Consider the following 26,001-nt stretch of genomic DNA (forward strand, 5'->3'; position numbering starts at 1 on the left):
CCCTACCGGGGTTTGCCGCGGCAGGGGTTCGAACACTGCTTCTTTCGACGATCGGCAGACTAGCTGCGAAACGCCTCCATGCGACGCGACCCGTTGCGGCCACGTCCCGGTCGCCGCGCCGGACGCTTCGCCGCCTTGGCCAGTCCTTCCTTGACGCCAAGGACTTCCGCGATAACGGTCTCGGCCTCGGTGAGCAGGAGCTTGCTCTGCTCCCCGCCGGTCAGACCCCGCCATTTGAGCCGCGTCTTGTAGGGCTTTGCCGGCTTGAAGCTCTCGGTCGGCTCGAAGGTCTCGACCCTGAACACGATGGCTCGGTTGACGGCAACACTGTCTTCGGTGAACAGGTGCAGTTCGTGCTCGGCCGCAAACTCCTGCGGCGTCTGCTCGGTGAGCACGATATCCCCATTGAGCATGACGATCCCGCCCTTGTAGTCCTTCTCAGGCTTGAACTCGGGACTGACTGACGGATCGAACGGCTCGACGAACGCAACCTGTTCGACGGGGACCAGCTTCTTTCCGATGGCGATGACTTTCATGGGTATCTCCTCTCTGATGGTTGATCGGAGATAGAGGCTAGCGAGATCGGACCTTCATTAAGACCGGAAGGATTGGGAATCGCAGCGGAAAGGTTTGGAATGATCCGCAATGAACCGTTGGATAGGTCGCTTTAACCCAAGAGCAACGACGAACATCGGTTTCGTCCAATTACAGAAGGATGCCAAGCGCTAATGGCGCTTCGGCAGTTTCAACACCGCCTCGCCAAGCTCTTGCAAGAGATCTTCTCCGTGCAGCATGCGGCTCATCGCGTCTTTGAGGAATTCGTCAAAATCACTGTTGTTGATTGACGACTGACTGGCCGCGATGATGAAATTGTAGGGCGTCACATACCGCACGCGAAGCTGCGTTCGGCCACGCACATCTTCAAGCTTCCCCTCAATCTCTGCTGCACCATCATCATATTGGGAGCGGGTGATGACGTGCTTGCCATCGACCAAGCCGTATTCTTCCCAGTAGTATCCGAAGTGTCCTTCGCCACTCGATTCTTCGGCAATGCGGTCGGCCGTCTGTGAATAGATGCCGATCGGCTCCATCGGATCGAGCTCGACGTACACGAAATCGCAGTAATAGGGGCCCGGCTTCACGGCGGCGATCCGTCGGATCAAAAGCTCGCTTTCGTCCATCTGGTAGAGCCTGTCGCGAACATGCTCGAACGAACGTATGGGCAGATTGCTCGGTCCGCGAAACCACCAGACGGGCTGAGCGTCAGAATACTCGAGCGGCGGCTCCAGCAGCCTGAGAACACGTGTTCTGACCAGTTCTGGTTCATCGAACCATTGTACGCCTCGCACGCCGGGGAAGGCTTGCGCAAAGCGCTCGGAGAACCATACGGTGCTATGCTTTCCTCGCAGCGAGGGAGGCTGTTCATCCGGCTTACTGAAGCGTGCACGCGCCGCATCGTAGATGATTTCCGCGAAGAGAAGTTGATCGCCGGCCACAAGAGGACCTACTGTGCCTCGGGCTCCCCGACGCACGGACAGCCAGTGATGCAGGTCGCGATACGCGGAGGCAGCTCCTCGCTGGCGATACAGCTCGTGGGTTAAGAAGTCCAAGCCTTCTTGAGTGTCGTATTCCGCGCCTGGGTCTGCATTGCGATCATCCGAGTGCGCGGCCATGGCCGCATGGCGCATGATATCTTTCGGCGCGGGGTCGTCGCCGGCGTAAGGTGGGATTCCGCCCTCCCCCTTGGCATTGACGGCCAAGAAGGCGTTACGCTTCTTCTGAGCAAGCCGTAACCCTTCGATCGCGAGGCGATCCTTGATTTCACGCGTGCCCGCCCCTGGCAGGCCTTTCGACTCCTTGCCATCCAGAAGGCTCCGATAGGCATTTTCCTTGAAGAAGCCTCGCGCGCCGTCCTTGTGAATGTCTCCCTTGACCTCGCTAGGCGTCGGCACGACGATGCTGCAAAGCGGCTTGGCCGGATCTGCCTCGGTCAAGATGGTGGCCAGCTCGGCTTCGAGACGGATCTTGTGCTCAAGCAGCTTTTCGAGCCAGCCGCGCCGCGCGAGCGCATCCATCGGATTGTTGGGGAACAACACGACGAGATCAACATCGCTGCCCGCGCCAAACTGCGCCCCGCCTTTGTAGACGAGGCTCCCAAATAAAAACACTCCGGCAGAACCTGTCTCTTCGACGACGCTCTCGCTCCAGGCGACAAGGCGCTTCTTAAGGTCCGCAACAAGAATTGTGTTTGTCATGACGTATGGGGCACGAGTTATGAAGCCGATGGAATGAGAACGCGCAGCATTAGCGCTAGGCAGCAGGAGCGTCAAATACCCCTAGCAGAAGCAATTGCGGTTTCACACAAGGCCCCGTGCGGCCGATCCATTTCGGACACGCGATTTGGTCTGGCATTGCTTTGAACGAATCTCTGGGGTGACGCCTGGCTCGATGCGACGAACGACAAGGATTCGGAATCGGCAGGACTGAGTGCGAATGATTGCTCATCGCTCACTCCATCGTCCAGACCATCTGCGGCTACCATCGTGTGCGCGTGCCACACCACCGGCGCTCGATAGACGCGCATGCAAACGCATGCCGACGACGTGTTTAGGGTCGAAAAATCCGGAAGGTTTCGCAGTTACAGCATTTTGAAATTGACTCGCGGGCTACCAAAAAAAGACAATGGGTCATTATTTCGGTGCTGTTTGCCAGCAATCAGCATCGAAAAAACGGGACGAAACCAAATAATGGTAACGGCCTTTGAAGTCGAAGAAGAACCTGCCCCGCGAAGAACACCACACCAACCGAAGAGGAGAAGCGATGACAGCGCATTCAGTACCGCAGACAGAGCCACAGAGCCCAGCCAGCGACATACTCGAAGGTGCTGAAGCTATCGCGGAATTCCTGTTTGGCGGGAACGAAGATGATCGGGACCGCAACAAGCGAAAGATCTACTATCTCGCCGAGAACTCGAGGCTTCCGCTCTTTCTCTTTGGCACCATGTTGTGCGCGCGCAAATCGGTGCTTCTCGCATTTATCTCCCGGCAGGAAGAGCGCGGGTTGCTTGTCGGCTGACCTGTCGCTCATTAGTTCCCGTCCACGATCCCGTCGAGCATGGGACGTATGTGCGCACTTGGCAGGACAGCGAAGCGGTCGTCACGCGCGTTCGTCACAATTCCCTCGAACCTGAGGTGACGATCCTTCAACTGGTCGTGAACGATCGAGAAGACGGGGGAGCCGCTGAGGCCGTCAGGATTTATGCTGAGCCGCGTCGATTGCTCGTGCTTCACAAATATCAACCGGTTTTCTGTGTCCATGGGTGCGCTGTCCGACCTCTGAAGGTCCTGCCGTATCCAGCGCATGGTGAATTCTGAAAGCTGCGTCTCATCCTGAAGGTCGAGCTCGATCCTGTGGGACTCGGTCGGATATCCAATCACGAACGAATAATCGGCCACGACCTCATTCGCGTCCGCCAATGGACGTTGGTGATATCCAGGTGGGCCGACCTATGGCCATCGGGCACCTTGGCGTAATCGAAGAAGACCAGATCGCTGAGCGAGCGATACTCCTCTTCCTCGATGCGCGGCAAGTGCAAGGACGAGGGTGCGACCGCGAGCCGCTTGCCGTCGCGCTCGATCACAACGCGGAAGGAAGCAGCGGAAGGCGCTCCACGGCTTGGGTTGACTTGATGGGCAGTTGTGAGCGGCAAACTCCCAGCCGCGGTACCTTGCCATGAGTGCCGTACCAAAGACCTGAAGCTCGAAGACCGCATCTCCCGTGGAGAACAGGGCGGGTCGAACGAAACGTTGCATCACGTCCGGCGCCTTCCTGAACGGAACATACGCCCCATTGACGCCAACACTCATTTGGTCTGTGCGGTGGTCCAGGATGGAGTCTTCATGCTCGTTTATGCTGCCTTGTCTTCCTTTTCGGCGCCGCACATGACGATCAGGACCGCGTCATCCGGCAAGGATCGCTGGTAATGAAAACCGCAAGTTCTTGGCGAGGGCCGAGCTGGAAAGCCGAGGCCCAAGGCTCACACGGAAGCAGGGACTTGTATCACCAATATCAATATGGCAAGGCGCCGATTGTCCGAACTGCGTTATCGTAGCCAGACGAATCAGATCGAATTTCAGGACAGCATGGATAAAGGACCACGGATAGGCGACGCTGTTTTGGGCGGGCGTTATTCGTTGCTCGCTCAGGTAAAGGCGTCGATCGGTGGCGGCACTGTGTTCCTTGGAGCAGCAGGGCGATGCCGCTATTGCGGCGAAACAGATCCCGCCCGTTTCCGAATGGTGGCCCACACCTTCCCCGAAGCTCTCGGCAACAAGTGGGTTATCTCTCGGGATGAATGCGATGGCTGCAATAAGATATTCTCGAAGTATGACGACGCTATCGCGAAAGCTGACAGCCCATGCCTGACGCTGGGTGGCGTGAAAGGAAAGTCCAACAAGGTCCGGCAAACAGGACGCTCGGGAGGCGATTCCGTGATATCGCGACGCGGCGGAGCCGATGGACAGGGAATAAATGTATTCTCCAACAATGCGGATCCTGCTCAGCACGTTTCCGTAACTGCAGAAGGCGTGTTCCGCATGACCGTGCCGGTCGCGGGGGTGCCCTTTCGACCACGTCAGGCTTACAAGGCCCTCGCAAAGATGGGTCTCGCGCTGCTGCCCGACGATGAGCTAAATCACTACGCCAAGCTTCGTGCCTGGCTCCTCGATGCGGACGACAATGTCGATTTTCCCAATCTTGGCGTCGGCCTGTCATTCGCTTCCGTCGGCAACGCACCGCCGCTTGTCGTCGGAGCGCTGCTCCGTCGGACAAATCCGACCGACGTCGTTCCGCACATACTTTTCATTTTCAGCGCTGGCTCTATCTGTCTGCAAATAGACCGTAAACGGTACGAGAGGCCCACGGAGCCACGGACTTGGTGCGGACGGCCTACGCACCGCGCTTGAAGCGTATAGGCATCCAGAACTGCCGGAGGGCCTCGACGGTTGCTGGAATGTTGCGCCAGGCGTTTTGGATGATGGGCTGCGTTCCCAGCGTGCGCCGGGCCGGGGGTAGCAAGGGTCGACCGGCGTCGTCGATGCAATGGACCAAGATCGGCCGCAGCATAAGGTGTTCGGTTCCATTCGGGGGGAGAAGCCGCGACCAGACGAGAAGCCGAAGCTTCATGACGGCGTAGAAGCCCATGCACCAGGGCTGCGGGTCGACTTCGCCGTCCGGTGATCGCACGAACAGCGGCTCGAAGCTCTCCGGTCTCGTCGACAGCGTCTCGCTGATAGCGTTGTGGCGCATCAGCGTGGCGGCGATTGCCGAGAACTCCTCGGTGTCGTGATTGAAGGCGTCGGGATCTACGCCGAGGAGCGGGCACACCCATTCCTCGGACGCCATCGAGACCGGCCCGGCGACGACCGCGGCCACCGCGCCATCGAGCATGGAGAGCGACGTCGCCCGCGGATGCCGAAGCGTCGGCGACCTGGCGCGCTTGCTGATCCATTGCCCGAGCCGTTCGAACGACATGGCATAGTCCGCCATCGTCGTCTTGCGTGCTTTTCGCGTTCCCCGCCCTTGCTTCGGCTTCGTCATGCCACGGCCCGCTTTTCGGCTTCGCGTGCGGCCTTCCAGTTCCAGGCCAGAAGTTCGTGAAGCTGGTTGGTCTTCGTGGCGCCGCTCACCATGCGATCGAGAACGTCGACGAGATACGCCTCGGGGTCGAGGCCATTCAATTGTCAATCGGCGTTTGACTGGGACCCCCTATCGGCCTCCAAAAGGGACCCCTTTGATCGGCGTGCTCTGCTGGTAGCGCTCGGGTCGTCGGAGCTGGTCGGGGTTGCGGAGACGGCGCGAGCGCGGGTTGTTTGAACATCGTCGCGGCTTTTGAATCGCCAGCTGTCGTTGCCGGTCTCGACGATGTCGCAGTGATGGGTCAATCGGTCGAGTAGCGCGGTGGTCATTTTGGCATCGCCGAACACGCTCGGCCATTCGCCGAACGCAAGATTTGTGGTGACAATGACTGAGGTGCGCTCGTAGAGCCGACTGATGAGATGGAACAAGAGCTGACCGCCGGATTGCGCGAACGGCAGATAGCCCAGCTCGTCGAGGACGATGAAGTCCATGCGGGTCAGATGCTCGGCGAGCCGTCCCTGCCGACCGTTGCGGGTTTCGGTCTCGAGCCGGTTGACGAGGTCGACGACGTTGTAGAAGCGTCCTCTAGCGCCATTGCGGATGCAACTTCTGGCGACGGCAATGGCCAGGTGTGTTTTGCCTGTACCGGTGCCGCCAACCAGCACGACGTTGCGTTGTTGGGCGATGAAGCCGCCGTCAGCGAGATCATTGACGAGAGTCTGATTGATCGGCGTGCCGTCGAACTGGAAGTCGGCGATGTCCTTGGCGAGCGGCAGCTTGGCAATGGTGAGCTGGTATTTGATCGACCTGGCTTGCTTCTCGTTGATCTCGGCGTTGAGCAGGTCGCCGACAATGCGCTGAGGTTCGTGCTGGCGCTTAACGGCAGTTGCCATGATCTCGTCGAAGGCAGCCTTCATGCCGTAGAGCTTGAGTTCGCCCATGAGGTCGAAGATTTGGGTTCGTTCCATCAGATGGTCCTCCGGAGGTTGTCGTAGCGGGCACAATCGGCGATCGGTGCATGACGGAGCGTCAGTGCGGCCGGCGTCATGATGTTGGCCGGTGGGGCGGGTTCACGTTGACGGGCCAGGATATTGAGAACGACATCGGCGGAATGAACGCCATGAGCGACCGCCTCGGCGCAGGCGGCTTCCACCGCGGGCAATCCGTCTGTCAGCACCGCATTGAGGATGTCGACCATCTGTCGATTGCCATCGTCGGCACCGGCGAGTTTGCGCCGTACACGCTCAATCGCTGCGGGCAGCACCCAGTCCTTGAAGGGAGCGCCATTACGCAAGGCACCGGGCTTGCGCACCAGCACGGGCACATAGTGCCAAGGGTCGTAGACCGTCTCGCCGCGACCGAATGATCGCGGGTGCTCGGCAACGATACGTCCATCCTGACGGATCACGATGCGATCGGCATAGGCTTGAACCTCGACCGGTCGTCCGACTGCGCTGGCTGCGACCGAGTACTTGTTGTTGTCGAAGCGCACCAGGCAGGTCTTCGAGACCGATGCCGTCACCGCATGGAAGCCGTCGAAGCGGCCGGCATAGGGAACGAGTTTGGGGCGTTCGGCTTCGAACACGTCCCAGATCGTCTGATCGGTCAGCTCCGGATGGCGATGAGCCTTGGCGTAGGCGATGCATTTGTCGAGCAGCCAGGCGTTTAACTCGTCGAGGGTTTTGAACCGCAGCCGCGGCGTGAAGAAGCGTTCCCGGACCAGCCCGACCTGGTTCTCGACTTGCCCCTTCTCCCAGCCCGACGCTGGCGTACAGGCGACCGGATCGACCAGATAGTGGCTGCACATCTGCAGGAAGCGGCGATTGTAGAGACGGCCTTTACCGACAAAGATCGTCTCCACCGCGGTCTTCATGTTGTCGTAGATGCCGCGGGTGCAGGTGCCTTTGAACAAGGCGAATGCCCGGTCGTGGGCGTCGAACACCATCTCCTGCGTCTCCCGCGGATAGGCCCGCACGAACAGCATGCGGCTGTGACAGAGCCGGACATGAGCAGCCTTCACCATCACCGTGGTGCCGCTCAGCAGGACGACCTCGTGGCTCCAGTCGAACTGGTAAGCTTCGCCGGGTGCAAAGCTCAGCGGCACATAAGCCGACGCTGTCGAGGTGCCGCGTTCCTTGCTCCACCGTCGTGCGTATCGACGAACCGCATCATAGCCGCCGGCATAACCCAGGCCGCGAAGCTCCTCGAATAGCCGGATCAGCGTCAGCCGTTCCCGCGCCGCCTTGCTCTCATTCCCTGCCAGCAACCGATCAAGCTCGGCACTCCAGGCACCCATCTTCGGGAGCGGCTGCGTCTCGCGCTCGTACCGGAACTCCGTCGCTTGAGAACGAATGACCTTGCGAACCACCTTCCGCGATACGCCAAGTTCTCGGCAGATCGCCTTGATCGGACGACCATCAACAAAGTAGGCGCGACGGATCTTACCAATCGTCTCCACCACCAGCATCCCAACCTCGGCTTCCATGACTCGATGGAAGCCACTGTGGACCCTTATCCCGGGGTCCCGATTGGATGCCGATCACCCCGAAAACGGGGTCCTTATTCCATGCCGAAACACACTCGCCCATATTGCCTTCCGCTCTTTGGACAGCGTCGGCTCCCGAGATAACACTGTTTCGCGGCTCAATGGCTGGCCTGCATGCTCCCCTACCGACGCTTCGCCGACACCCTCGCGGACGCCTGCGCACGGCTCGGGGCCGATGTGGTTCGCTACACCTTCATCGCAATGGACTTCCACCATCTATTCCTTGCCGGTCTCCCGGCGCACCCAAAGTAGTGCTAGTACTCGCAGCGCTCTCGTTGTTGGGTCTCGGTATCTTCGGTCCGGGAATCGCAAATGGCCTGGTGTCTGGCGGACCGCAACTCGGGAGGAATGAGTGCGGAAGGATAGGTGCTGCAGCCGGCACCCTGGACTGCAGCGGCTCGCGGGGACTAGAGCGTTTCACGTTTTGATCGAAGCGTATCCAGCGTTGGCGAAGTAGTTTTTGCATTCGTCAGGTTTGATGGTGTGGATAAGGTCGCCGAGGTGGCGGCTGATGTCGTCGATGGTGCGTTTTTGGGCGGCGCGCATCCAATGCTTGATCTTGGCGAAGGTCTGCTCGATCGGATTGAGATCGGGCGAGTAAGGCGGCAGATACCAGATCCTGGCACCGGCGGCCTTGATGATGCGGCGCAGCGCGACCGACTTGTGGCTGCCGAGATTGTCCATGATGACGATGTCGCCAGGCTTCAGCGACGGCAGCAGGATTTGCTCTACATAGGCGCGGAAGCACTCTCCGTTGATCGGCCCGTCGAACAGGCATGGAGCGGCAAGGCGGTCATGGCGTAGCGCACCGAGGAAGGTCATCGTGCGCCAGTGGCCGTGGGGTGCGAAGCCGCGAAGGCGGGCTCCTTTCGGCGCCCATCCACGCAATGGCGCCATGTTGGTCTTGATCCAGGTCTCGTCGATGAAGACCAGGCGCTGCGGATCAAGACCGGTCTGCCACGATCGCCAGCGCCGCCGCCGGCGGGCCACATCAGAGCGGCCCTGCTCAAGAGCGAACAGCGTTTTTTTTGAACCGCAGTCCCTCGCGGCGCATGAACAGCCATACCGCATTGTGCGAGACATCGACCCCTCGCATCGCCAACTCGTCCTTCAGGGCGTGCAGCGTCAGGTGCGGGGTCTGCCTGATCCGCTCCTTGATGAAGTCGCCATGCGGCTCCAGCACGGACTTGCGGTGACCGCCCATCTTGCCCGGTTTGACCGAGCCCGTCGCCCGGTAACGCTGCGACCACTTCACCACCGAGGAGACGGCAACCCCAAACCGCGCCGCCGCAACCCGGCAACTCTCGCCCTTTGAAACCGCAGCAACTACTCGCTTGCGCAGATCATTGGAAAGAGGTCTGACCATCGGATGCTGGCCTCCTATCCAACCAGCATCTTGAATCATATTCGCCTCAGAACCGGAATCCCTTTCGATTCAATAAATTCGTGAAACGCTCTAAAGCAGGCTCGCGGTCGTGCATCCGGCCGCGCGGAACGGCTGAAGCCGATGGGCAGGAACGCCAAGCGCGACAAGGTCGGACGCCAGACGCGCCAGGTCGGAGCGATCCAGCAAGGCATCATGAACCGTCGTGCGGATGTCGCACGCGACGCCGCTTTCGAGCAGACGCACGAGGCTGGCCTTGGCCTGAATGCCGCTCCCAATGACGCCAGTGATCCGCGCGTAATCATCGAACGCAGCCTTGACGTCGAAGCCAATCCAGTCGACGAGCGGCAGTACGGCGGACAGCCGTGTGGGATAGGGCCCTGCGGTGTGCAATCCGACGCGGAAGCCGAACTCGCGTCGCACAGCACGCATCGCGTCCGGCAGCGCCGCTTGGAGGGTGGGTTCGCCGCCAGAGAACACCACGCCGTCGAGCAGGCCGCGACGGCTGTCGAGAAAAGACAGCACGTCCGGCCACGCGATTTCCGACTCTCCCCTCGGCGGAATCAGATGCGGGTTGTGGCAATAGCCGCACGACCAAGGGCAGCCCTGGCAGAACACCGTTGCCACGAGCTCGCCCGGCCAGTCGCAGGTGGACAGCCGGGCGAGCCCGCCAATCCGCAATTCAGCCGAGCGCGACGCGCGCTTCAGCGAAGAACCTGCGCTCATTGTGCTCGCCTTTCTTGCCGCGATTGAACGACGACACCGGCCGGTGATAACCCATCACGCGGGTCCAGACCTCACAGGGCTGGCGCTCGTCGTCGCTGAGCGTCACCGCGGAATCGGTGTTGGTCGTATTGGCAATGGATTCGTTCATCTGTGGTCTCCTTTCAGTGCGCGGCGGCATGCCGCTTGGCTGCGAGCCGTTCGGCGTCGCATTTCGGGCAGAAGGCATGCTCGCCTTCGAGATAGCCGTGCGTCGGACAGATCGAGAATGTCGCGCGTGACGGTGACGTAGGGTAGGCGGAAATTTGAGAGCGCCCGCCGCACGAGCTTCTTGCACGCTGCGCCCGAGGACAAGCGTGAGCCCATGTAGAGATGGAGCACCGTACCGCCAGTGTATTTGCGTTGCAGCTCGTCTTGGCGCTCAAGGGCCTCGAACGGATCGTCGGTGAGGCCGACCGGAAGCTGGCTCGAATTGGTGTAATAGGGGAGATCGTCGGTGCCGGCCTGCAAGATTCCGGGGTAGCGCTTGCGGTCTTCCTTCGCGAAGCGGTAGGTCGTGCCCTCCGCGGGCGTGGCTTCGAGGTTGAACAGGATGCCGGTTTCGGTCTGGAACGCGGCGATGCGCGCGCGCACATGGTCGAGCAGCCGTACCGCAAAGGCATGGCCCCAGGGTGTGCTGATGTTCTCGCAATCGGCGGTGAGGTTGCGGATCATCTCGTTGACGCCATTGACGCCGAGCGTCGAGAAATGGTTGCGCAGCGTGCCCAGATAGCGCTTGCTATAGGGAAACAGTCCGTCGTCCATGTAGCGTTGCACGACCTTGCGCTTGATGTCCAGGCTGTTGCGACCGATTTCCAGCAGCGCGTCGAGGCGATGGAATAGGCCCGCTTCGTCGCCGCGATGCAGATAGCCGAGGCGAGCGCAATTAATGGTAACCACACCAATAGAGCCGGTCTGCTCAGCGCTGCCGAACAGGCCGTTACCGCGCTTGAGCAGCTCGGTGAGATCGAGCTGTAGTCGGCAGCACATCGAGCGGATCATGTTCGGCTTGAGCTCGGAATTGATGAAGTTCTGGAAGTAGGGCAGGCCGTATTTCGCCGTCATCTCGAACAGGCGATCAGCGTTATCGCTCTCCCAGGGGAAATCCGCAGCGATGTTGTAGGTCGGGATTGGAAAGGTGAATACACGGCCCTTGGCGTCACCTTTCGTCATCACCTCCATATAGGCGCGGTTGATCATGTCCATTTCGGACTGCAGGTCGCCATAGGTGAAATCCATCTCCTCTCCGCCGATCACCGGCACCTGATCGCGCAGGTCCTCCGGGCAGGTCCAGTCGAAGGTGAGATTGGTGAAAGGCGTCTGCGTACCCCAGCGCGAGGGGACATTGAGGTTGTAGATGAGCTCCTGGATCGATTGCAGTACGTCGCCGTAGCTCAAGCCGTCCCTCCGGATGAACGGCGCCATATAGGTGTCGAACGAACTGAAGGCTTGCGCGCCCGCCCACTCGTTCTGCAACGTGCCGAGGAAATTGACGATCTGCCCGACCGCACTCGACAGATGCTTCGGCGGGCCGGCCTCGACCTTGCCGGGCACGCCGTTCAGTCCCTCGGTCAAGAGCGTGCGCAGCGACCAGCCGGCGCAATAACCGGCGAGCATGTCGAGGTCATGGATATGGATGTCGCCTTCACGATGGGCGCGGCCGATCTCCGACGGGTAGATGTGCGACAGCCAGTAGTTGGCGACGACCTTGCCCGAGAGGTTCAGGATAAGGCCGCCCAGCGAATAGCCCTGGTTGGCGTTGGCATTCACGCGCCAGTCGGTACGTTCGAGATACTCGTTGATGGAAGCGGCGACATCAACCATCGCCTTGTGGTCCTGGCGCGCCTGTCCGCGTTTCTCGCGATAGACGATATAGGCGCGCGCAGTGGCGAAATAGTCGGCCGCGATCAGCACCTGCTCGACAATATCCTGTACCTCTTCAATTTGCGGCGTTGCACCGGCGAAGCGGTGCGCGATGACCTTGATAGTCTCTCCCGTGAGCCGGCCGGCCGCCTCGTCGTCGAACTCGCCGGTCGCCCGTCCCGCGCGGGCGATCGCAGAACGGATCTTGCCGGCATCGAACACAACCGTGCCGCCATCGCGTTTGACGATCGAGCGCGGCAATGCGGCTTGCAACGAATTGCTTTGACCCAGACCAGACATCGGCATCCCATATGGGTTGGGGCAAGGCCGAGGTAGGCGCATGCGGAAAACGAGCCGCCCTCAGCGGCCGATTGCCGGCAAAGCGACCACCGGGACACCCCGCCCGAGGACTCTGTTGTTGTCGCGGCAGGTCTCCTGGCTCGCGGGTTATTGCTGCTGTCTGGCCTTCCCGACGCGGAGATTTTGCGCCAGTGACTCTGTCGACAGCGGCTCGCCGCTTACAGTTGCGGGGGCAGCGCCGGCTTTGGCTTTCGGCCGTACCGGCTTCCCTCTTAGCTCTCTATCTTGCGATTCGAGAGACCGTGACAGCTACATCTAGCTGCCATATTTGATTGTGTGTCAACAGGTAGTTTATTGCAGCGGAAGTATAGAGCCAGTCATGGGTTCTCGTCTTCGTTGCGCCACGCGTCGATTGTCTCGGGCTGCCTGGCCAGCGCCGCGATTTTTGTGGCCGGATGGAGCGCCGGCCACGGCGAAACGATCCGGACCCGGATTGAGGAAGCCGTCCGTCCTTGGTCCAGCGGCGGCGCTCGCGCGATGTAATCCCAAGGATTTCTTCAACGACACGCGGACGCAGCCGTTCCTGTCGAAAGGCATCGAGCGCAGCATCGACCGCAAGAAGATCGGAAAGCTCGTCGATGGCCTGCGGCGCGATGGTCGTGCAGATCGCTTCGCCCTGGGTCGACGTCTTGAACCGGCGGCGCCGAAGCAAACCGGCCACACGCCACCGCGCCTCGATCGCTCTTCGCCGCGATCCGAGGGTCAGCTCTGCCGTGGGCCCGAACGTCAATGAGACGCCGTTTGAAGAATGCAAAACTGCGAGATAGCGGCAATACGGATTGGAATCGCTCGACGTCATTGTAACACAGGCTTCCGGAGACGTTCACAGTCTCCCGCGGCACATTGCTGCGGTCAACTCACAGCGTATGGCGCAGGCGCTGCGGTTTTCGTCAACCTGCAGGGCACGTCCGGCGGAGGGGAATGCCCGCTGCGCAGGCAGGTCGTTCGCAGATCCGGCAGCCGTCTCCGATCGGAGTCACCGCAGCGGGGTTACTGAGGTCCAGGCCGTCCGAATAGACCAATCGACCGGCGTGCTGGAGGTCGCACCCGAGTGCGATAGCAAAGGTCTTTCGCGGAGGTTCAGCCGAGCGCCGCGGTCCGCAAAAGAGCATTTCCTGCTCGCATGGATAGCGAGGCCTTCGCCCTGGGGAAGCCAGACCTCCTCACTCCGCCGGCCGTTCGGGTTGCCGGTTCTTGCGCTTCGGCCGCCATGGGCGCGCGGACCATTCCAGCCGCAGGATATTGGTTGTCAAGCGGGTACCTGGTGAGCACCCGCTCAACGTGCGTCGCTCAGGTGAGATGCGGAGCCTTTTCGGCCTCGTCACCGCCCCAGCCGGCGTCCGCGATCGATGTGTCGATCAGCTCGCCGCGCAACAGCGCGATCGGCGATTTGTAGTACAGCGCGACGTTGTGGAGGGGATCCGTCAGTACTTTGAAGACCCATACAAGCGCGGTCTGGCCGTCACGGGTGACGAAGACCTGGATCATCCGAAAGAGGCCGCCGCCAATACCGATGACGAGCCATACCGTGCCGACTTGCCGGATGAAGTCAAGCCGCCCGGCAGGCGGATCGAACATGCCAAACAGCGGGAAGACGTACAGTGCGAACGGCGCCAGGGCCCAGATTATCAAGAGCACAATCTTGCGCGTCTGGTTGTAGCCGACCTTAACCGCCTCCTTGTACTCGTTGCTGACTTTGTTCACGTCATCGTAGCCGTTCGGCTCGAAGAAGAAATGTCCGGTCTGCCGCGTCAGCATCGCAAGCCAGCCGACGAGGCCGGCCACTGCCGGGTCCTTGAACAAGAGCCCATAGCAACCGAGGAAGATGAAAGCGCTGATCAAATGCAGCGTCTGGTTAATTCTGCTCTGGTGATAGTAACGGTAGTCATCCCACCGCAGGCTTCTCAGCATGTCTGACAAATGGCTCATGATCAATCCTCGGTCATTTGACGGCGTTGAAGCCATAGGCCGAGTCCGTGACAGATGCGTGAATTATGGTGTCGCATTGCAGCTTAATGAAGTGGCAAGGCCGAGCGCCAGGCGCACGCGAAAAGTCGGATGTTCGCTTTTCGGTTCGATATTGGTGACCGGGGCAACCCAGATCGACCACGATCTCCCTTTATCCGAATTAGCTGCTGATGGCCACGGGACAAGCGCTGGGGCATCCTCAACGCTCCCGCCACCGGTAAAGCCTTGGTCTAATTGATTACCAACGGCGTTCGCGACAACGGTTGACACTGCCACCTTCGATCCGAGCCGACTGCGGCCATTCAATCCGCTCGGCCGCGACGCCCATGCTTATGACAGGTTCACAAAGGGCCGCACGAAGGGGAGCAATTGGAGAAAACAATCAGCAAGACCTCATTGCGGGTACCGACGAACTGAAATGGACCCCGATTTTGGGACCACGTGCTTAGTTGGAAGGGGCTGCTCCGTTTGATAGACGGAGCGCATGATGACGACGAAGACGAGACGCAAGATCGACGCGGCACTGAAGGCAAAGATCGCGCTGGAAGCCGTGCGGGAGCAGGCGACGGTGGCCGATCTGGCCCAGCGCTACGAGGTTCACCCGAACCAGATCTATGCCTGGAAGAAGCAACTGCTGGACCAGGCGGCCCGCGCCTTTGACGCGGGTGTCGGGCGGGAGAGCGAGGACGCTCGCGAACGCGAGATCGAGAAGCTGCACGCCAAGATTGGACAACTGACAGTCGAGCGCGATTTTTTAGCGCGGAGGTCCGGAAGATGAGCACGCCGGACCGTCGAGGAATGCTCGATCGCGCCGACCAGGCGCTGTCGATCCGCCGGCAATGCATGTTGCTTGGTATGGCGCGCTCTGGGGTCTACCGGCCGCCACGGCCGGCCACGACAACGACCTTGGCGCCTCGACGAGCTGTTCACCGCCTGTGCCGTTCCTGGGCTCGCGGCGAATGACCGCGATGCTGAAGTCGGCGCGACGCCGGAAGGCAAGAAGGAACTCATCGGCTTCCAGGTCGGCGTGCGCGAGAGCGCGCAGAGCTGGCACGAACTGCTCGTCGAGGCGAAAACCCGTGGGCTGAAGATCGCCCCGGAAATCGCCGTCGGTGACGGCGCGCTCGGCTTCTGGAAGGCGCTCGACGAGGTCTTTCCCGCCACGCGACATCAGCGCTGCTGGGTGCACAAAACCGCGAATATCTTGAACAAAGTCGCAGTGTCGGTGCAGGCCAGCATGAAGAAGGATCTGCGCGAGGTCTATTTGGTGCCCAACCGAGCTTCGGCCGAAGTGGCGATCGAGGTCTTTGCTGAGAAATACGGAGCGAAGTACGACAAGGCGGTCGAGTGCCTGACGAAAGATCGCGACGCAATGCTTGCGTTCTACGACTTTCCCGCCGAGCATTGGGACCACTTGCGGACGACGAATCCCATCGAAAGCGTGTTCGCGACGGTCGGCACAGAACGGTGCGCACGAAAGGTTCGTTATCGTCAACGACTGCCAAGTTGATGGTGTTCAAGCTGCTCTGCGCCGCATCCAAGACCTGGCGGCGGCTGAAAGGCACAAATCAGTTGCCGAAGCTCATCGCAGGTGTCAGTTTCGAAAACGGCATCCAGGTCATCCAACTGCCGGCAAACCACGCCGCCTGATCGCCTCGTCACCCAAAATCCCGCATAGCTCTCAGCATGAACGTGTCCGGCGCAACGCCAAAAAATACCTCACTCAGCACGCGGCAAGCCCAGGCGTTCCGCGCACCTCCACTCGTGCACCCAGGAACTCAACCGTAACAATGGCGGCTTCCGGCGATCCAGAGCGCTCCCCAGCCGCCGGTAGCGACGATTCCGATACCAAAGGCACGAATGATTGTGTGTCCGCCGAAGCCGGCAGCATCAATTGACCTAATCGCGCCCGGCGCCGCCAGTCATGCACCTGCTGGGGCCGGCAGCCATGGCGACGTGCGATATCTGTTACAATCGCGCCTGGCTCCAGGCTTTCAGCGACAATCTGGGCCTTCAAATCATCCGGCCACTGCTTTCGGCCTACTCCAGCATACACTTCGATACGCGGAGACAGCGATCGTCTTATGTCGTCCGAATGGTCGTCCATTGTGAGCACCCTTGCAGAAGATGACTCTTCTAGCGGCGCTCACAAGACTGCGCACAAACAATCTGAAGGGCCTCAGCACCACGCTTACGGTGAACCGAAGGCGGGCTGACGCGGAAATACTCCTGCATGTCGGTTTCGGCCGGGGGCTTGCGATGCAGCCGGGTATAGAGGTGGATAAAAGCGAGATACTGCCCCTGCGTGGGTGTGAAGGGAGAGCTGGCCCCGGTTGTTTGGACAGCGCCCCGCTGGATTTAAGTGGATTCCTGCCGGGTTATGCTGAACGCGGGGCTTTACGGTTTTGTCGTTGCGTCGGGAGGGCGTAGCCCGACCAGAGCGACGACAAAACCGTCGGCGACGGTCATGCGGCCATCACCATAGCTTGCGTGCCGAAGTAAGCCTCGTCGGGCGTGCGCCCGTCAAGGCTCGAGTGAGGGCGTCCCTGATTGTAGAAGGCCAGATACTTGGCAATTGACGCTCGCGCCTCGGACACGCTGTCGTAGGCGCGGAGATATACTTCTTCGTATTTGACCGTGCGCCAGAGCCGCTCGACAAACACGTTGTCGCGCCAGGCGCCCTTGCCGTCCATGCTGATGGCGATCTTCGCGTCCAGCAGCACATCGGTGAACTCGAGGCTGGTGAACTGGCTGCCCTGATCCGTGTTGAAAATCTCGGGCCTGCCGTGCTTCGCCAACGCCTCCTGGACCGCTTCGACGCAGAAGGCCGCCTCCATTGTGATCGAGACGCGATGGGCCAGGACCCGTCGGCTGAACACATCGACGACCGCCGCGAGATAGACGAAGCCACGCCGCATCGGAATGTAGGTGATGTCCATTGCCCACGCATGGTCGGGCCGCTCGATCTTCAATCCGCGCAACAGGTACGGGTAGATCTTGTGACCCGGAGCCGGCTTGCTCGTGTTCGGGCGACGATAAACCGCCTCGATCCCCATGCGCTTCATCAGCGTCGCGATGTGGCGGCGACCGGCGTATACGCCCTCCCGCCGCAGCAACGATCGCAGCATACGCGCTCCCGCGAAGGGATAATCGAGATGCAGCTCATCGAGCCGACGCATCAAGGCAAGGTCCTCGGCCGAAACTGGCCGAGGTTCATAGTAGACCGTGCTGCGAGCCAGCTTCAGGACCTTCGCCTGGCGCACGATAGAAAGATCATGACCGCGGTCGATCATCGCTTTGCGCTCAGCAGGCCCGCCTTGGTGAGCGCGCCGGACAAAAAATCGTTTTCCAACGCCAGCTCGCCGATCTTGGCATGTAACGCCTTCAAATCGACCGGCGTCTCGGCCGATGTCTTGTCATGCCCAAACACGCCGGCGGCGCCTTCCAGGAGCTGGTTTTTCCAGATCGTGATCTGGTTCGGATGAACATCAAACAGTTGCGCCAGCTCCGCCAGTGTCTTGTCGCCTTTGACCGCAGCCAAAGCAACCTTCGCCTTGAATGCCGGAGAATGCGTCCGGCGGCTCTTCTTCGTCATCTTCGCTCCTGATTCGCAGCAAGAATCCTCGCCGCTGTCAGGCAGAAAATCCACTCAAGCTACTGTCCGAATTTGCGGGGCCAGCTCTCGACCGCTTTCCGCAAGCGCGCGATGTCCTGAGCTCCACCACTCGGCAAGCTGGGCGTAAATCAACCGCTCCAGGTGACCGTAGAAGCGCCCGATCAGCATGCTGAGCTTGCCGGCTACGCGTTTCTCGGGGCAGCGCACCACATCCAAGAGGATGAGAATTTTCGCCGCCTCCTCCTTGGCGAAACCCTCGAGCACTTCGGCTTCCCGCGGCATCGCGTTCAGTTCGAGTGACGCCGACCAAAACCCTTTCGCGCTGGCATGGATGATCGGCAGCCCCTCGGCGATGAAGGCGAGCCGATCGGCCGCCGACATCTGACAAATTCGGCTAGCCTGTCTCTGCCCTATCTGCAATTTCTTCGCCATCGTCGTGGTCCTCGCCCCTCCAGCTGCATGTACACATCGGGCCCGGTAGCGCGAGCTTCTCCCTCGAGCGTCAAACGAGGGGCCGTCTGATTGGCCATCAGCCGGCCAGCGGTTCGTCGCGCTCGAAGGGCTCATCATCACCATCGACGGCGGTCGCGTCGATGCCCAAGCCGACGGGAAAGCCGTCTGCCAACAGTATGTCCTTGCTGAGCAGCCCGGCGTCCTCGAGCAGGTCGATGTCAGGCAGATCGCGCAAGGATTCGAAGCCGAAGTGCGACAGGAAGGTTTTCGTGGTCACGTTGGTATACGGCGCGCCAGGGGTTGGGCTTCGCGGCCCGGCCGCGATGAAGCCGAGCGCGCGAAGGTGACCGATCACATCCCGACTGATCTCCTTGCCGAACACCCGGCCGAGCTCGCCGCGGGTGATCGGCTGGAAATAGGCGATGCACATCAGGACGAGCGCCTCGGACTGCGACAGCGGTTTTGGCGCGGTGGCGCCGAGCCCGGTGGCGGCGCGGATCGCATCGGCAAAACCCGTTCTGGTGCGATGTTGAAGGCCGCCGGCAACCGACACCAGGTCGTAAGGCCGGCCGCGCAGTTCGTCGCGGATATCGTCGATGATGAGATCGATTTTGCAATCGCGGCCGACGACGCGCGCCAGCACCTCGCGCGTCACCGGCTCGGGCGAGGCGAAGATCACCGCCTCGACGCGGCCCATCCATTCGCGCCAGCGCAGCTCCGGCGGCAGCTCGGCCAGCTCGATGTCGAGATCCTCTTTTGGCCGCGCGCGCCGCCCCAAATCACCCTCCCAAAATGTCAGAGCCCATACAGTCGGAAGGTGGGGCGGCCGGTCAGCTCGCGCACCGCGCCGAGCGAGACCAGCCGCTCGAATAGCCGCCGTGTGCTGCGGTCACTCGCGGTCCTGCCGGCGCCGGCCGCCTGGGCGTCCTCCATCAGCAGGATCGCCACCATCATGTCGGCATCCTTGGCCCGCAACTTCGGCGCGGAGGCAAGTAGCCGATGGGCGCGCCGCACGAGGTCGGCGTAGAGATCGACGGCAGCAGCAGCGGCGCGCGCATAGGCCAGCGCGCAAGTCCTCGCCCAGGTCTCGTCGGGGCCGCCGGCCTTGCCGGCCGCGCGCAGCTCGGCGCGGCGCAGCTGGCCGGCGAGCAGCGGCACCGCCATCGGCCATTTCAAGCGATGGGCGAGCACAATGTCTGCGAGCCACAAGGCGAGCGGTTCGCTGTCGGGGACGACGCGCAGGCTTATCGCCGCGATCTCGGCAGCGGCCGCGACGGCGCTTCTCTGTCCTGCCGCCAATTTCGCCGCGGCGGTGACGACGTCCTCAAGCGCTTCATTGAAGCGCAGCTCGAACAGCGAGGACAAGGTAAGCATCCAGTCCGTCGGCGCCATGGCGGCCTGCTCGCCGAGATACCGCCAGGCCTTGAGGATGCATCCGCCCGGCCCCGGGTCGTCGGTCTCGCGGCGCAGATACCAGGCGTCACGCAACGCCGCTTCGTCCTCGGTGCGGCCACCCTGGCGAGCGAGGACGGCGGCGTTGGCGAGCGCCAGGCGTTGGCGCCAGAGCTGACCGAGGGGATGCTCGCTGCGGGCGATCGGGTGGACCGCAGCAAGCGCGCCGCCGGCAAAAAACATCGCATCGTCAACCGGTTGGGCGGACGAGCCCTGCCGCGCCCAGCTAGGCACAGGCGGGACGGTCGGCGGGGGCTCGGGGATGATTCGCGCGCGAGAGAGCATGGCTAAGGGTAACAAATGACGGCGCTTGTGACCATTTATTTCGATAAAACCGCCGTGCCTGTCGGCGGATAACAACGACCGATAATGTTGCATTATCGGTCGTTTTTGCCTTTATAGAGAGCATGCTCGTTTCACCGCCCAGAGCCCGGAAAATCATGCTCCGGAGGGTCCCCGCGCCGCCTGAGAGCCGCTCCTCGGGTCGATCTTTCCGCGGTCGAAGCGTCAGGCCGCCAGGCGGCCCAACCTTGACCGCTACGAGGACGCCATTTAGAACACAGCTAGCCTGTCTAGCTAGGAACGCACAAAATGGAATGGCCGCTGCAGGACGCCAAGAACCAGTTTTCCAAGGTGGTGCAGAAGGCCCGCCTCGAAGGCCCACAGATCGTCACCCTGCGCGGGATGCGCGCCGCGGTGGTGCTGTCGGCCGCCGATTACGATGCATTACGGTCCGGCCGGCCGACCCTGGTCGATGACTTGCTGGCCGGGCCAAGCTGGGATGACGAATTGGCCGAAGAAGCGATGCGGCGCACCAAGACCCCCAGCCGCGACGCGGCTTTCTGATGTATCTCGTTGACACCAATGTCGTCTCCGAGGCTCGGCGCGGCTCTCCAGAGGCAACCGGCTGGCTGCGCTCGGTGGATCCGGCGAGTGTCCACCTGAGCACCCTCACCCTCGGCGAGATCATGCGCGGCATCGCGCTGAAGCAGAAGTCGGACCCGAAGGCGGCCGGCCATCTGACCGAATGGTTGCGCAAGTTGCGCCACGACCACGCCGATCGGATCCTGGCGGTGACCGACCAGATCTCCGTCGAGTGGGGTCGCATCGCCGCGATCCGGCCGCGCGGCGATATCGACGGGCTGATCGCCGCAACCGCGATCGTCCACGACCTCATCCTCGTCACCCGCAATGTAGGGGATTTCGAGGATACGGGTGCAACGGTAATCAATCCCTGGGAGGACTCGGCATGAGCAGCCCACCAGCAACCGGTTCGGAACCGCTGGCGGCCGCGGAGATCGACACAGATCCTGCCGCCGCATCAGTCCCCTCCCCTCTTCCGGCACCCAAAACCGGCCTGCCGGCGCATCTCGAACGGCTTGCCGATCGCGCCCGCGACTACGTCGACGCGGCGAACTCGGCCAACACGCGCCGGGCCTATGCCTCCGATTGGAAGCACTTTTCCGGGTGGTGCCGGCGTCAGGGTCTCGAGGTGCTTCCGCCCTCCCCGCAGACGGTCGGGCTTTACATCACTGCCTGCGCCTCCGGCGCCGCGACGGCCGATCGCCAGGCGAATTCCGTCGCCACGATCGAGCGCCGGCTCTCGGCCCTGACCTGGAACTATGCCCAGCGCGGCACGCCACTCGACCGCGCGGACCGGCATATCGCAACGGTCCTCGCGGGCATCCGCAACACCCATGGCGCCCCGCCCCGGCAGAAGGAAGCGGTGCTGCCGGAAGATGTCATCGCCATGCTCGAGACGCTTAACCGCGGCACCCTGCGCGGCTTGCGCGACCGGGCCATGCTGCTGCTCGGTTTCGCCGGCGGCCTGCGCCGCTCCGAGATCGTCGGCCTCGACGTCCATCGCGACGACACCGAGGACGGCCAAGGCTGGGTCGAGATCCTCGACAAGGGCATGATCGTCACTCTGCGCGGCAAAACCGGCTGGCGCGAGATCGAGATCGGCCGGGGCTCGTCCGACGCCACCTGCCCGCTCGTTGCCTTGCAGATCTGGCTGAAGCTCGCGCGGATCGGCCATGGACCGATATTCCGCCGGGTGACCGGCCAAGGCAAGGACGTCGGACCGGATCGCCTGAACGATCAACAGGTCGCCCGGCTGGTCAAACGCGCCGCGCTGGCCGCCGGAGTGCGCGCCGACCTGACCGAAGGCGAACGGGTCGAGAAATTCGCCGGACATTCGCTGCGCGCCGGCCTCGCCTCCTCGGCTGAGGTCGACGAGCGCTACGTGCAGAAACAGCTCGGCCACGCCAGCGCCGAGCAGACCCGCCGCTATCAGCGGCGGCGCGACCGCTTCCGGGTAAATCTCACCAAGGCCGCGGGCCTTTGACCGCCGAATACCGGCCTCGCTCGCATCACCGCGCACGGTCCGCGTTCCTCCAGACGGATAGACCGGCCTGACTGGCGACGTGCGGTAATTACCATGGATATCCCAATATGGCCATGATAGATATCCTCAAGGAGATATCTCATGCCCCTCTTCATTCGTGACGATCAGGTCGACGACCTCGCCAGCCGGCTCCAGGCCATGACAGGCTCGCGGACCAAAACAGAAGCCGTGCGTCTCGCGCTCGAGCACGAGATCAAGCGCCAAACTGAAAATATGCTCCCGAGCCAACGAATCGGCAATGCTCTCGCAATCGTCGCTGGCATTCGGACCAACGCTGCGGAGCGCGGCCTCGCTGGCACGGACGATTTCGACATGAAGGCCTTCACCGACGAGATGTGGGGCGGCTGATGTTCCTCGATGCCTCGGCCATTGTCGCGATTCTCGGCGGCGAGCCGGATGGACCCGAACTCGCCGGCCGCTTGAACGGCTCGAAAACGGGCTTCTTCGTTTCACCCCTCGTATTGTTCGAGTCGGCCGCGTCGCTTGCCGCGAAGCTCGCCCGCGAAACCGGCTTACCGCGCGACGCCGCCCTCCTCGCCAAGGCCGAAACCGCGGTGCGGGAATTCGTCATCGCGCTCGGCGCCCAGGAAATTTCCGTCTCGTCGGATATCGGTCGCAAGGCCCTCGAAGCGGCGCAGACCTACAGCCGCCTAGTCGACCACCCCGCGCAGCTCAATTTCGGGGACTGCTTCGCCTATGCCTGCGCCAAGGCTTACCGCATCCCGCTCCTCTATAAGGGCAACGACTTCGCTCAGACCGATCTCCGATAGCGACGGGCCTCTTTGCGGAAAGAGGCGGGCTGGCGCACCGCCCCGCTCACGAATTCAGGCTTGGTCGACGCGCCAACTCAGGCAAAGCGCGCACCTTGTTCATCACCTCCCCATCGCCGTTCGGAGTTCGTCCAGGGCGTCATCCAGTCCGACGCGGCCGGTAGCCGAGTCGTCTGCGATGACGGAGTCCTTCCTGGCGCCGTTTCGGGTCATTTCGGCCGCCTGGCCAATGAGGCGCGCAATTCGGCACTGGCATGGTAGCCGCCGGACTGCGTGGGTTTGCCCTGCTCGGCGGGACCACCCGCGGGCGGCGGGGTTGGCTTCGATCCGTCCAGCTTGGCGCGCAGCAAGGCCATAATCATCGGCCAAACGGAGAATTTGCCCGCCTTGGCGCGGTCGGTCAGGCTTCGCAGATAGCCGCCGGCGCTGTTGATCTGGTCGGCTTTCTGGTAGATCGCGGCCAGCGTAATCGCGGCCTGTTGGTCACTCAGCACTTCCCTGGCCTCGCGCCAGGCGCTCGGGCTGATCCCCAGCATCGGCCGGGCAAGCTCCGCCGCAGCCACCAAATCCTTCCAGTGCCGGATTTCGCCCTCTTTGATCAGCCAGCGTATGTTGGGGCAGGCATCCAGAACAATCCCCAAGGGGAGCTCACGCTTCGGCAAGCTCCGCAGGTTGTGGTTAGCCGCGGCGTCGCGGCCCGCTTCATGTTTGGTCGCCAAGCCTCGTTCAGATTCAGATGAAAGATCTGGATTTGAATTCTGTATGTGGCAACCAGAATGGGACTCATTGGCGTCCAGATTCTGTGTTTTGGCGAACGTTTCCAACAGCTCACGAATCTCACACCAGAGTTCTTCCATTTCGCCGCCGAGGCTCTCCAAAAGCTGCCGTGGGGCAGTCCGCGGAATCCGCCCGGCGATCTCCTGGTAGGCGTGCTGAAACCGCTTCCAATTTCCCGGGACGCCCTCGTCAAGCCCGGCTTCGATCATCTTGACGATGTCCCGGCGCAGGATGGTGAGCCGCTCCTTGGCAACGCGGAACGCCTTCTTCTCGGCCTGCACTGCGCCGGCGAGCGTCTTGTACTCCTCGGCGCGGGCCACGATCGGAGCCAGGTCAAAGCCGTAAGCCTGCTCGATCTCTCCGCCCTGCCCCTTGCGGGCGTAGCGTTTGCCGTTGGGGCTGTCTCTGCGAATGATCAGGCCGCAGTCGACCAGGACGGAAAGATGCCGGCGCAGCGTCGTCGGCGGCATCCCGTTGGCCCGCGCCATCAACTGCTCGTTGGAAGGCCAGACGATCAACTCGCCGTCGGCCTCGAGCGCGGTCTCGGGATGGAACGACAACAGTGCGTGCAGGATCGTCAGCGCACGGTCGGTCGCGCCGAGAACCTGGCGCACTTCCTTGATGTGCTGAAAAACGTGCCATTTGTGAACAATGGCTGTCTCTGGTTTTGCCTTTGCGGCCAGCTGGCTTGAAATCATGCCAAGCGTCATCGGCCGCCGCCCAAAGGGCGTCGTTGATAAGGGTGTCTGCATTGTTCTTCACCTATCGCTAGGCAAAAGAAGTCCGCCCTCCAAAACGAGCGCATGACTGCGGCCGGTTGGGCTTGACACCGATTCGCGGAAGTGGGATTCTGTCAGTCGCCAAACGTAACAGAGAAGGGCTTCCGGAACCTCGTTTCGGGGGCCTTTTTCTTTTGCTGGGTTAGTCTCCCGTCTCCTGTGGAATCGATCCTCTGCGGAACGCCTCATAGAGTTGATCGAGGTTCTCCGAGAGATACTCGCCGAACGCACGGGCGTCAGACGTCTTGGCCTTGAGTGCCAGTGTGAACTTCTTCCCTTCGGCGGAAATCTCCGCCGAGAGGGCGCTGTCCCGGGGTGTCCAGTTTCGCCTGCTCGGCTGGTTCTGCTTGCGTGTCGGCTTCGACCTCAATTTGCGGACCAGAAAGTCGAACCGCGCATCGCTCGACAGCCGGGAGAAGGCCTCGTCCCGAATGGTCTGGAGCGCGCGCTCCTGGATTGCCGGACTATCGAGCAGCAGCTTCAACTCATACCAGCGATCGCGGCCGACGTTCTTCGCTTGGCCGATGGCCTCCAAGATGGGGGAGGGCAGGCCTGCGACCGACAGCATCTTTGAGAGAGTCGTTCGGTCGATCGAGAGCGCGCTCAGAATGATTGCATTGTCGTCGTCGTAACGGAGACGCACAACGTCAGCGGCGAAGAGCGCGCGATCGATAAACGGGACGTCCGCACGCGCGGCGTTCTCCTGACCGAGCGCAAGCACATGCTCTCGATCCTCGATGTCCTTGACGACGGCGCGTACCTTCCGGCCGAGCGCCTGAGCGACTTTCCAGCGGCGATGTCCGAAGACCACCATGTACCGGCCGGCCGACTTCGGATTCGGCCTGACCAGAATAGGGGAGTCCTGGCCGCGCTCGCGGATCCGCTCCAGCAGCTGGTTGAACTCGGCCTCATCGTCAGCACGACGATCGCGGACGAACGAGGCGTCGATCAAGTCGGGCTCAAGCTCGACGACCGTTTCCCCCTCTACGAGCTTGTCGGCCCTAGCCGCAAGCTCGTCGAGCGACTTAAGGAGCGAGCGAGACGCGCCCTTGGCCGCATAGTCGGACACTGGACGGGACGGCCGTTTGTGATCGGCGGCGACGTCGTCAACCGCGGGCCGCTGATCGTCAAGAATGTTGGCGAAGGGGTTTTTACGAGCCATGACCAAACCTCCCATTTCGCCTTAGGCTCTTGAAGTCGCAGAGATTTTCGGCGGTTTTGACTGCGG

At 61.7% G+C, this 26,001-nt stretch carries 29 protein-coding genes, 2 pseudogenes and 1 riboswitch; of the genes and pseudogenes, 9 read left to right on the top strand and 22 right to left on the bottom strand.

Features of this window, described 5'->3' with window-relative positions; translation table 11 throughout:
• Positions 1-59: 59 nt before the first annotated feature.
• Both ABIF91_RS00500 and ABIF91_RS00505 read right to left on the bottom strand, forming a co-directional pair.
• Positions 60-536, bottom strand: a complete 477-nt coding sequence (locus tag ABIF91_RS00500) for a hypothetical protein (RefSeq protein WP_035696982.1) — start codon at positions 534-536, stop codon at positions 60-62.
• Between the two features lie 189 nt (positions 537-725).
• Entirely contained in the window at positions 726-2,255 is a 1,530-nt protein-coding gene (locus tag ABIF91_RS00505; protein WP_284278578.1) for a nucleotidyltransferase domain-containing protein, read from the bottom strand.
• A 505-nt stretch (positions 2,256-2,760) separates the two neighbouring features.
• Here ABIF91_RS00505 and ABIF91_RS00510 point away from each other — a divergent pair.
• Positions 2,761-3,075 (top strand): hypothetical protein, encoded by a 315-nt coding sequence (locus tag ABIF91_RS00510; protein ID WP_157783835.1) that lies wholly within the window; start codon positions 2,761-2,763, stop codon positions 3,073-3,075.
• An 11-nt stretch (positions 3,076-3,086) separates the two neighbouring features.
• Here the strand turns inward: ABIF91_RS00510 and ABIF91_RS00515 are convergent, their stop codons facing one another.
• Entirely contained in the window at positions 3,087-3,455 is a 369-nt protein-coding gene (locus ABIF91_RS00515) for a hypothetical protein (RefSeq protein ID WP_157783836.1), read from the bottom strand.
• A complete protein-coding gene (locus ABIF91_RS00520) occupies positions 3,434-3,640 on the bottom strand; it encodes a hypothetical protein (protein ID WP_424578666.1) in 207 nt (68 codons plus the stop codon). The genes ABIF91_RS00515 and ABIF91_RS00520 overlap by 22 nt, the downstream gene beginning before the upstream one ends.
• 448 nt (positions 3,641-4,088) lie before the next feature.
• Between ABIF91_RS00520 and ABIF91_RS00525 the strand changes: the two genes are divergently transcribed.
• On the top strand, positions 4,089-4,964 hold the full coding sequence (locus ABIF91_RS00525; RefSeq protein WP_284278573.1) for a hypothetical protein: 876 nt from the start codon (positions 4,089-4,091) through the stop codon (positions 4,962-4,964).
• Here ABIF91_RS00525 and ABIF91_RS00530 read toward each other — a convergent pair.
• The 11 genes and pseudogenes from ABIF91_RS00530 to ABIF91_RS00580 all read right to left on the bottom strand — a co-directional run bounded on the left by ABIF91_RS00530 (position 4,948) and on the right by ABIF91_RS00580 (position 14,480).
• Entirely contained in the window at positions 4,948-5,598 is a 651-nt protein-coding gene (locus ABIF91_RS00530; protein ID WP_063712394.1) for a UPF0149 family protein, read from the bottom strand. The genes ABIF91_RS00525 and ABIF91_RS00530 overlap by 17 nt on opposite strands.
• Positions 5,595-5,738, bottom strand: coding sequence for a transposase domain-containing protein (locus ABIF91_RS00535; protein WP_424578667.1), 144 nt, complete (start codon positions 5,736-5,738; stop codon positions 5,595-5,597). Before ABIF91_RS00535 ends, ABIF91_RS00530 begins: the two co-directional genes overlap by 4 nt.
• A gap of 3 nt (positions 5,739-5,741) precedes the next feature.
• Positions 5,742-6,605 (bottom strand): IS21-like element helper ATPase IstB, encoded by an 864-nt coding sequence (gene istB, locus ABIF91_RS00540; RefSeq protein WP_038952122.1) that lies wholly within the window; start codon positions 6,603-6,605, stop codon positions 5,742-5,744.
• Positions 6,514-8,104, bottom strand: a pseudogene (istA, locus tag ABIF91_RS00545) (IS21 family transposase). Before istA ends, istB begins: the two are co-directional and overlap by 92 nt.
• Positions 8,105-8,599: 495 nt before the next feature.
• A protein-coding gene (locus ABIF91_RS00550; protein ID WP_085966688.1) for an IS630 family transposase occupies positions 8,600-9,548 on the bottom strand; the annotation gives its coding sequence in 2 pieces (ribosomal slippage) (positions 8,600-9,211 and positions 9,213-9,548; 948 coding nt in all).
• Positions 9,549-9,638: 90 nt separating this feature from the next.
• Positions 9,639-10,292, bottom strand: a complete 654-nt coding sequence (locus tag ABIF91_RS00555) for an anaerobic ribonucleoside-triphosphate reductase activating protein (RefSeq protein ID WP_284282666.1) — start codon at positions 10,290-10,292, stop codon at positions 9,639-9,641.
• On the bottom strand, positions 10,249-10,440 hold the full coding sequence (nrdD, locus tag ABIF91_RS00560) for an anaerobic ribonucleoside-triphosphate reductase (RefSeq protein WP_284282665.1): 192 nt from the start codon (positions 10,438-10,440) through the stop codon (positions 10,249-10,251). The genes ABIF91_RS00555 and nrdD overlap by 44 nt, the downstream gene beginning before the upstream one ends.
• Positions 10,437-12,491 (bottom strand): ribonucleoside triphosphate reductase, encoded by a 2,055-nt coding sequence (locus ABIF91_RS00565; protein WP_424578668.1) that lies wholly within the window; start codon positions 12,489-12,491, stop codon positions 10,437-10,439. Before ABIF91_RS00565 ends, nrdD begins: the two co-directional genes overlap by 4 nt.
• 108 nt (positions 12,492-12,599) lie before the next feature.
• A riboswitch (cobalamin riboswitch) is annotated at positions 12,600-12,811 on the bottom strand.
• Entirely contained in the window at positions 12,772-13,350 is a 579-nt protein-coding gene (locus tag ABIF91_RS00570; RefSeq protein WP_157783851.1) for a hypothetical protein, read from the bottom strand. Its footprint overlaps the riboswitch before it by 40 nt.
• Before the next feature lie 91 nt (positions 13,351-13,441).
• Positions 13,442-13,663 carry a short-chain fatty acyl-CoA regulator family protein gene (locus ABIF91_RS00575; protein WP_424578669.1) on the bottom strand — a complete coding sequence of 74 codons (222 nt, stop codon included), beginning with the start codon at positions 13,661-13,663 and terminating at the stop codon, positions 13,442-13,444.
• A 178-nt stretch (positions 13,664-13,841) separates the two neighbouring features.
• Complete coding sequence (locus tag ABIF91_RS00580) at positions 13,842-14,480, bottom strand: hypothetical protein (RefSeq protein WP_284282667.1); 639 nt, start codon at positions 14,478-14,480, stop codon at positions 13,842-13,844.
• 523 nt (positions 14,481-15,003) lie between these two features.
• Here ABIF91_RS00580 and ABIF91_RS00585 point away from each other — a divergent pair.
• Entirely contained in the window at positions 15,004-15,297 is a 294-nt protein-coding gene (locus ABIF91_RS00585; RefSeq protein WP_130584335.1) for a transposase, read from the top strand.
• Positions 15,298-15,495: 198 nt separating this feature from the next.
• Positions 15,496-16,169: pseudogene (locus ABIF91_RS00590) on the top strand (IS256 family transposase); the annotation flags it as partial.
• A gap of 73 nt (positions 16,170-16,242) precedes the next feature.
• Here ABIF91_RS00590 and tnpA read toward each other — a convergent pair.
• From tnpA to ABIF91_RS00615, 5 genes are all read right to left on the bottom strand, one after another.
• Positions 16,243-16,626 (bottom strand): IS66-like element accessory protein TnpA, encoded by a 384-nt coding sequence (tnpA, locus tag ABIF91_RS00595; RefSeq protein ID WP_424578670.1) that lies wholly within the window; start codon positions 16,624-16,626, stop codon positions 16,243-16,245.
• Positions 16,627-16,984: 358 nt separating this feature from the next.
• Positions 16,985-18,114 (bottom strand): IS3-like element ISRj2 family transposase gene (locus ABIF91_RS00600; RefSeq protein WP_086023025.1). Its coding sequence is split into 2 segments (ribosomal slippage): positions 16,985-17,862 and positions 17,862-18,114, totalling 1,131 coding nucleotides; the frame shifts between segments, so codons are not numbered across the junction.
• A gap of 54 nt (positions 18,115-18,168) precedes the next feature.
• Entirely contained in the window at positions 18,169-18,567 is a 399-nt protein-coding gene (locus ABIF91_RS00605) for a hypothetical protein (RefSeq protein WP_424578671.1), read from the bottom strand.
• A gap of 97 nt (positions 18,568-18,664) precedes the next feature.
• Entirely contained in the window at positions 18,665-19,366 is a 702-nt protein-coding gene (gene scpB, locus ABIF91_RS00610) for an SMC-Scp complex subunit ScpB (RefSeq protein ID WP_424578672.1), read from the bottom strand.
• 17 nt (positions 19,367-19,383) lie between these two features.
• On the bottom strand, positions 19,384-20,325 hold the full coding sequence (locus tag ABIF91_RS00615) for a DUF1403 family protein (protein ID WP_028182290.1): 942 nt from the start codon (positions 20,323-20,325) through the stop codon (positions 19,384-19,386).
• A gap of 306 nt (positions 20,326-20,631) precedes the next feature.
• On the opposite strand from ABIF91_RS00615, the gene ABIF91_RS00620 reads away from it, so the two are divergent.
• From ABIF91_RS00620 to ABIF91_RS00640, 5 genes are all read left to right on the top strand, one after another.
• Positions 20,632-20,886, top strand: coding sequence for a type II toxin-antitoxin system Phd/YefM family antitoxin (locus ABIF91_RS00620; RefSeq protein WP_060907880.1), 255 nt, complete (start codon positions 20,632-20,634; stop codon positions 20,884-20,886).
• A complete protein-coding gene (locus ABIF91_RS00625; protein WP_284281415.1) occupies positions 20,886-21,293 on the top strand; it encodes a type II toxin-antitoxin system VapC family toxin in 408 nt (135 codons plus the stop codon). The genes ABIF91_RS00620 and ABIF91_RS00625 overlap by 1 nt, the downstream gene beginning before the upstream one ends.
• Complete coding sequence (locus tag ABIF91_RS00630; RefSeq protein ID WP_284281417.1) at positions 21,290-22,387, top strand: tyrosine-type recombinase/integrase; 1,098 nt, start codon at positions 21,290-21,292, stop codon at positions 22,385-22,387. The genes ABIF91_RS00625 and ABIF91_RS00630 overlap by 4 nt, the downstream gene beginning before the upstream one ends.
• A gap of 141 nt (positions 22,388-22,528) precedes the next feature.
• Entirely contained in the window at positions 22,529-22,795 is a 267-nt protein-coding gene (locus ABIF91_RS00635; protein ID WP_035679268.1) for a type II toxin-antitoxin system VapB family antitoxin, read from the top strand.
• Positions 22,795-23,217, top strand: a complete 423-nt coding sequence (locus tag ABIF91_RS00640) for a type II toxin-antitoxin system VapC family toxin (protein WP_035679271.1) — start codon at positions 22,795-22,797, stop codon at positions 23,215-23,217. Before ABIF91_RS00635 ends, ABIF91_RS00640 begins: the two co-directional genes overlap by 1 nt.
• A 209-nt stretch (positions 23,218-23,426) precedes the next feature.
• On the opposite strand, the gene repC is transcribed toward ABIF91_RS00640, so the two are convergent.
• The gene (repC, locus tag ABIF91_RS00645) at positions 23,427-24,746 is read right to left on the bottom strand and encodes a plasmid replication protein RepC (protein WP_284281421.1); all 1,320 of its coding nucleotides are present in this window, start codon (positions 24,744-24,746) and stop codon (positions 23,427-23,429) included.
• 169 nt (positions 24,747-24,915) lie between these two features.
• Positions 24,916-25,935 (bottom strand): plasmid partitioning protein RepB, encoded by a 1,020-nt coding sequence (repB, locus tag ABIF91_RS00650; RefSeq protein WP_035679260.1) that lies wholly within the window; start codon positions 25,933-25,935, stop codon positions 24,916-24,918.
• Positions 25,936-26,001 lie beyond the last annotated feature (66 nt).

Source organism: Bradyrhizobium sp. USDA 241, from assembly GCF_049739505.1.
Lineage (GTDB): Bacteria > Pseudomonadota > Alphaproteobacteria > Rhizobiales > Xanthobacteraceae > Bradyrhizobium > Bradyrhizobium liaoningense.

Coding starts and splice junctions, on each gene's coding strand:
- tnpA (WP_424578670.1), bottom strand. CDS start 16,626: ATGGACGACCATTCGGACGACATAAGACGATCGCTGTCTCCGCGTATC.
- ABIF91_RS00555 (WP_284282666.1), bottom strand. CDS start 10,292: ATGAGCGCAGGTTCTTCGCTGAAGCGCGCGTCGCGCTCGGCTGAATTG.
- ABIF91_RS00625 (WP_284281415.1), top strand. CDS start 20,886: ATGTATCTCGTTGACACCAATGTCGTCTCCGAGGCTCGGCGCGGCTCT.
- ABIF91_RS00630 (WP_284281417.1), top strand. CDS start 21,290: ATGAGCAGCCCACCAGCAACCGGTTCGGAACCGCTGGCGGCCGCGGAG.
- ABIF91_RS00565 (WP_424578668.1), bottom strand. CDS start 12,491: ATGTCTGGTCTGGGTCAAAGCAATTCGTTGCAAGCCGCATTGCCGCGC.
- ABIF91_RS00570 (WP_157783851.1), bottom strand. CDS start 13,350: ATGACGTCGAGCGATTCCAATCCGTATTGCCGCTATCTCGCAGTTTTG.
- ABIF91_RS00635 (WP_035679268.1), top strand. CDS start 22,529: ATGCCCCTCTTCATTCGTGACGATCAGGTCGACGACCTCGCCAGCCGG.
- istB (WP_038952122.1), bottom strand. CDS start 6,605: ATGGAACGAACCCAAATCTTCGACCTCATGGGCGAACTCAAGCTCTAC.
- ABIF91_RS00500 (WP_035696982.1), bottom strand. CDS start 536: ATGAAAGTCATCGCCATCGGAAAGAAGCTGGTCCCCGTCGAACAGGTT.
- repC (WP_284281421.1), bottom strand. CDS start 24,746: ATGCAGACACCCTTATCAACGACGCCCTTTGGGCGGCGGCCGATGACG.
- ABIF91_RS00505 (WP_284278578.1), bottom strand. CDS start 2,255: ATGACAAACACAATTCTTGTTGCGGACCTTAAGAAGCGCCTTGTCGCC.
- ABIF91_RS00585 (WP_130584335.1), top strand. CDS start 15,004: ATGATGACGACGAAGACGAGACGCAAGATCGACGCGGCACTGAAGGCA.
- repB (WP_035679260.1), bottom strand. CDS start 25,935: ATGGCTCGTAAAAACCCCTTCGCCAACATTCTTGACGATCAGCGGCCC.
- ABIF91_RS00605 (WP_424578671.1), bottom strand. CDS start 18,567: ATGGCGAAGAAATTGCAGATAGGGCAGAGACAGGCTAGCCGAATTTGT.
- ABIF91_RS00575 (WP_424578669.1), bottom strand. CDS start 13,663: ATGCTCTTTTGCGGACCGCGGCGCTCGGCTGAACCTCCGCGAAAGACC.
- ABIF91_RS00615 (WP_028182290.1), bottom strand. CDS start 20,325: ATGCTCTCTCGCGCGCGAATCATCCCCGAGCCCCCGCCGACCGTCCCG.
- nrdD (WP_284282665.1), bottom strand. CDS start 10,440: ATGAACGAATCCATTGCCAATACGACCAACACCGATTCCGCGGTGACG.
- ABIF91_RS00620 (WP_060907880.1), top strand. CDS start 20,632: ATGGAATGGCCGCTGCAGGACGCCAAGAACCAGTTTTCCAAGGTGGTG.
- ABIF91_RS00640 (WP_035679271.1), top strand. CDS start 22,795: ATGTTCCTCGATGCCTCGGCCATTGTCGCGATTCTCGGCGGCGAGCCG.
- ABIF91_RS00580 (WP_284282667.1), bottom strand. CDS start 14,480: ATGAGCCATTTGTCAGACATGCTGAGAAGCCTGCGGTGGGATGACTAC.
- ABIF91_RS00530 (WP_063712394.1), bottom strand. CDS start 5,598: ATGACGAAGCCGAAGCAAGGGCGGGGAACGCGAAAAGCACGCAAGACG.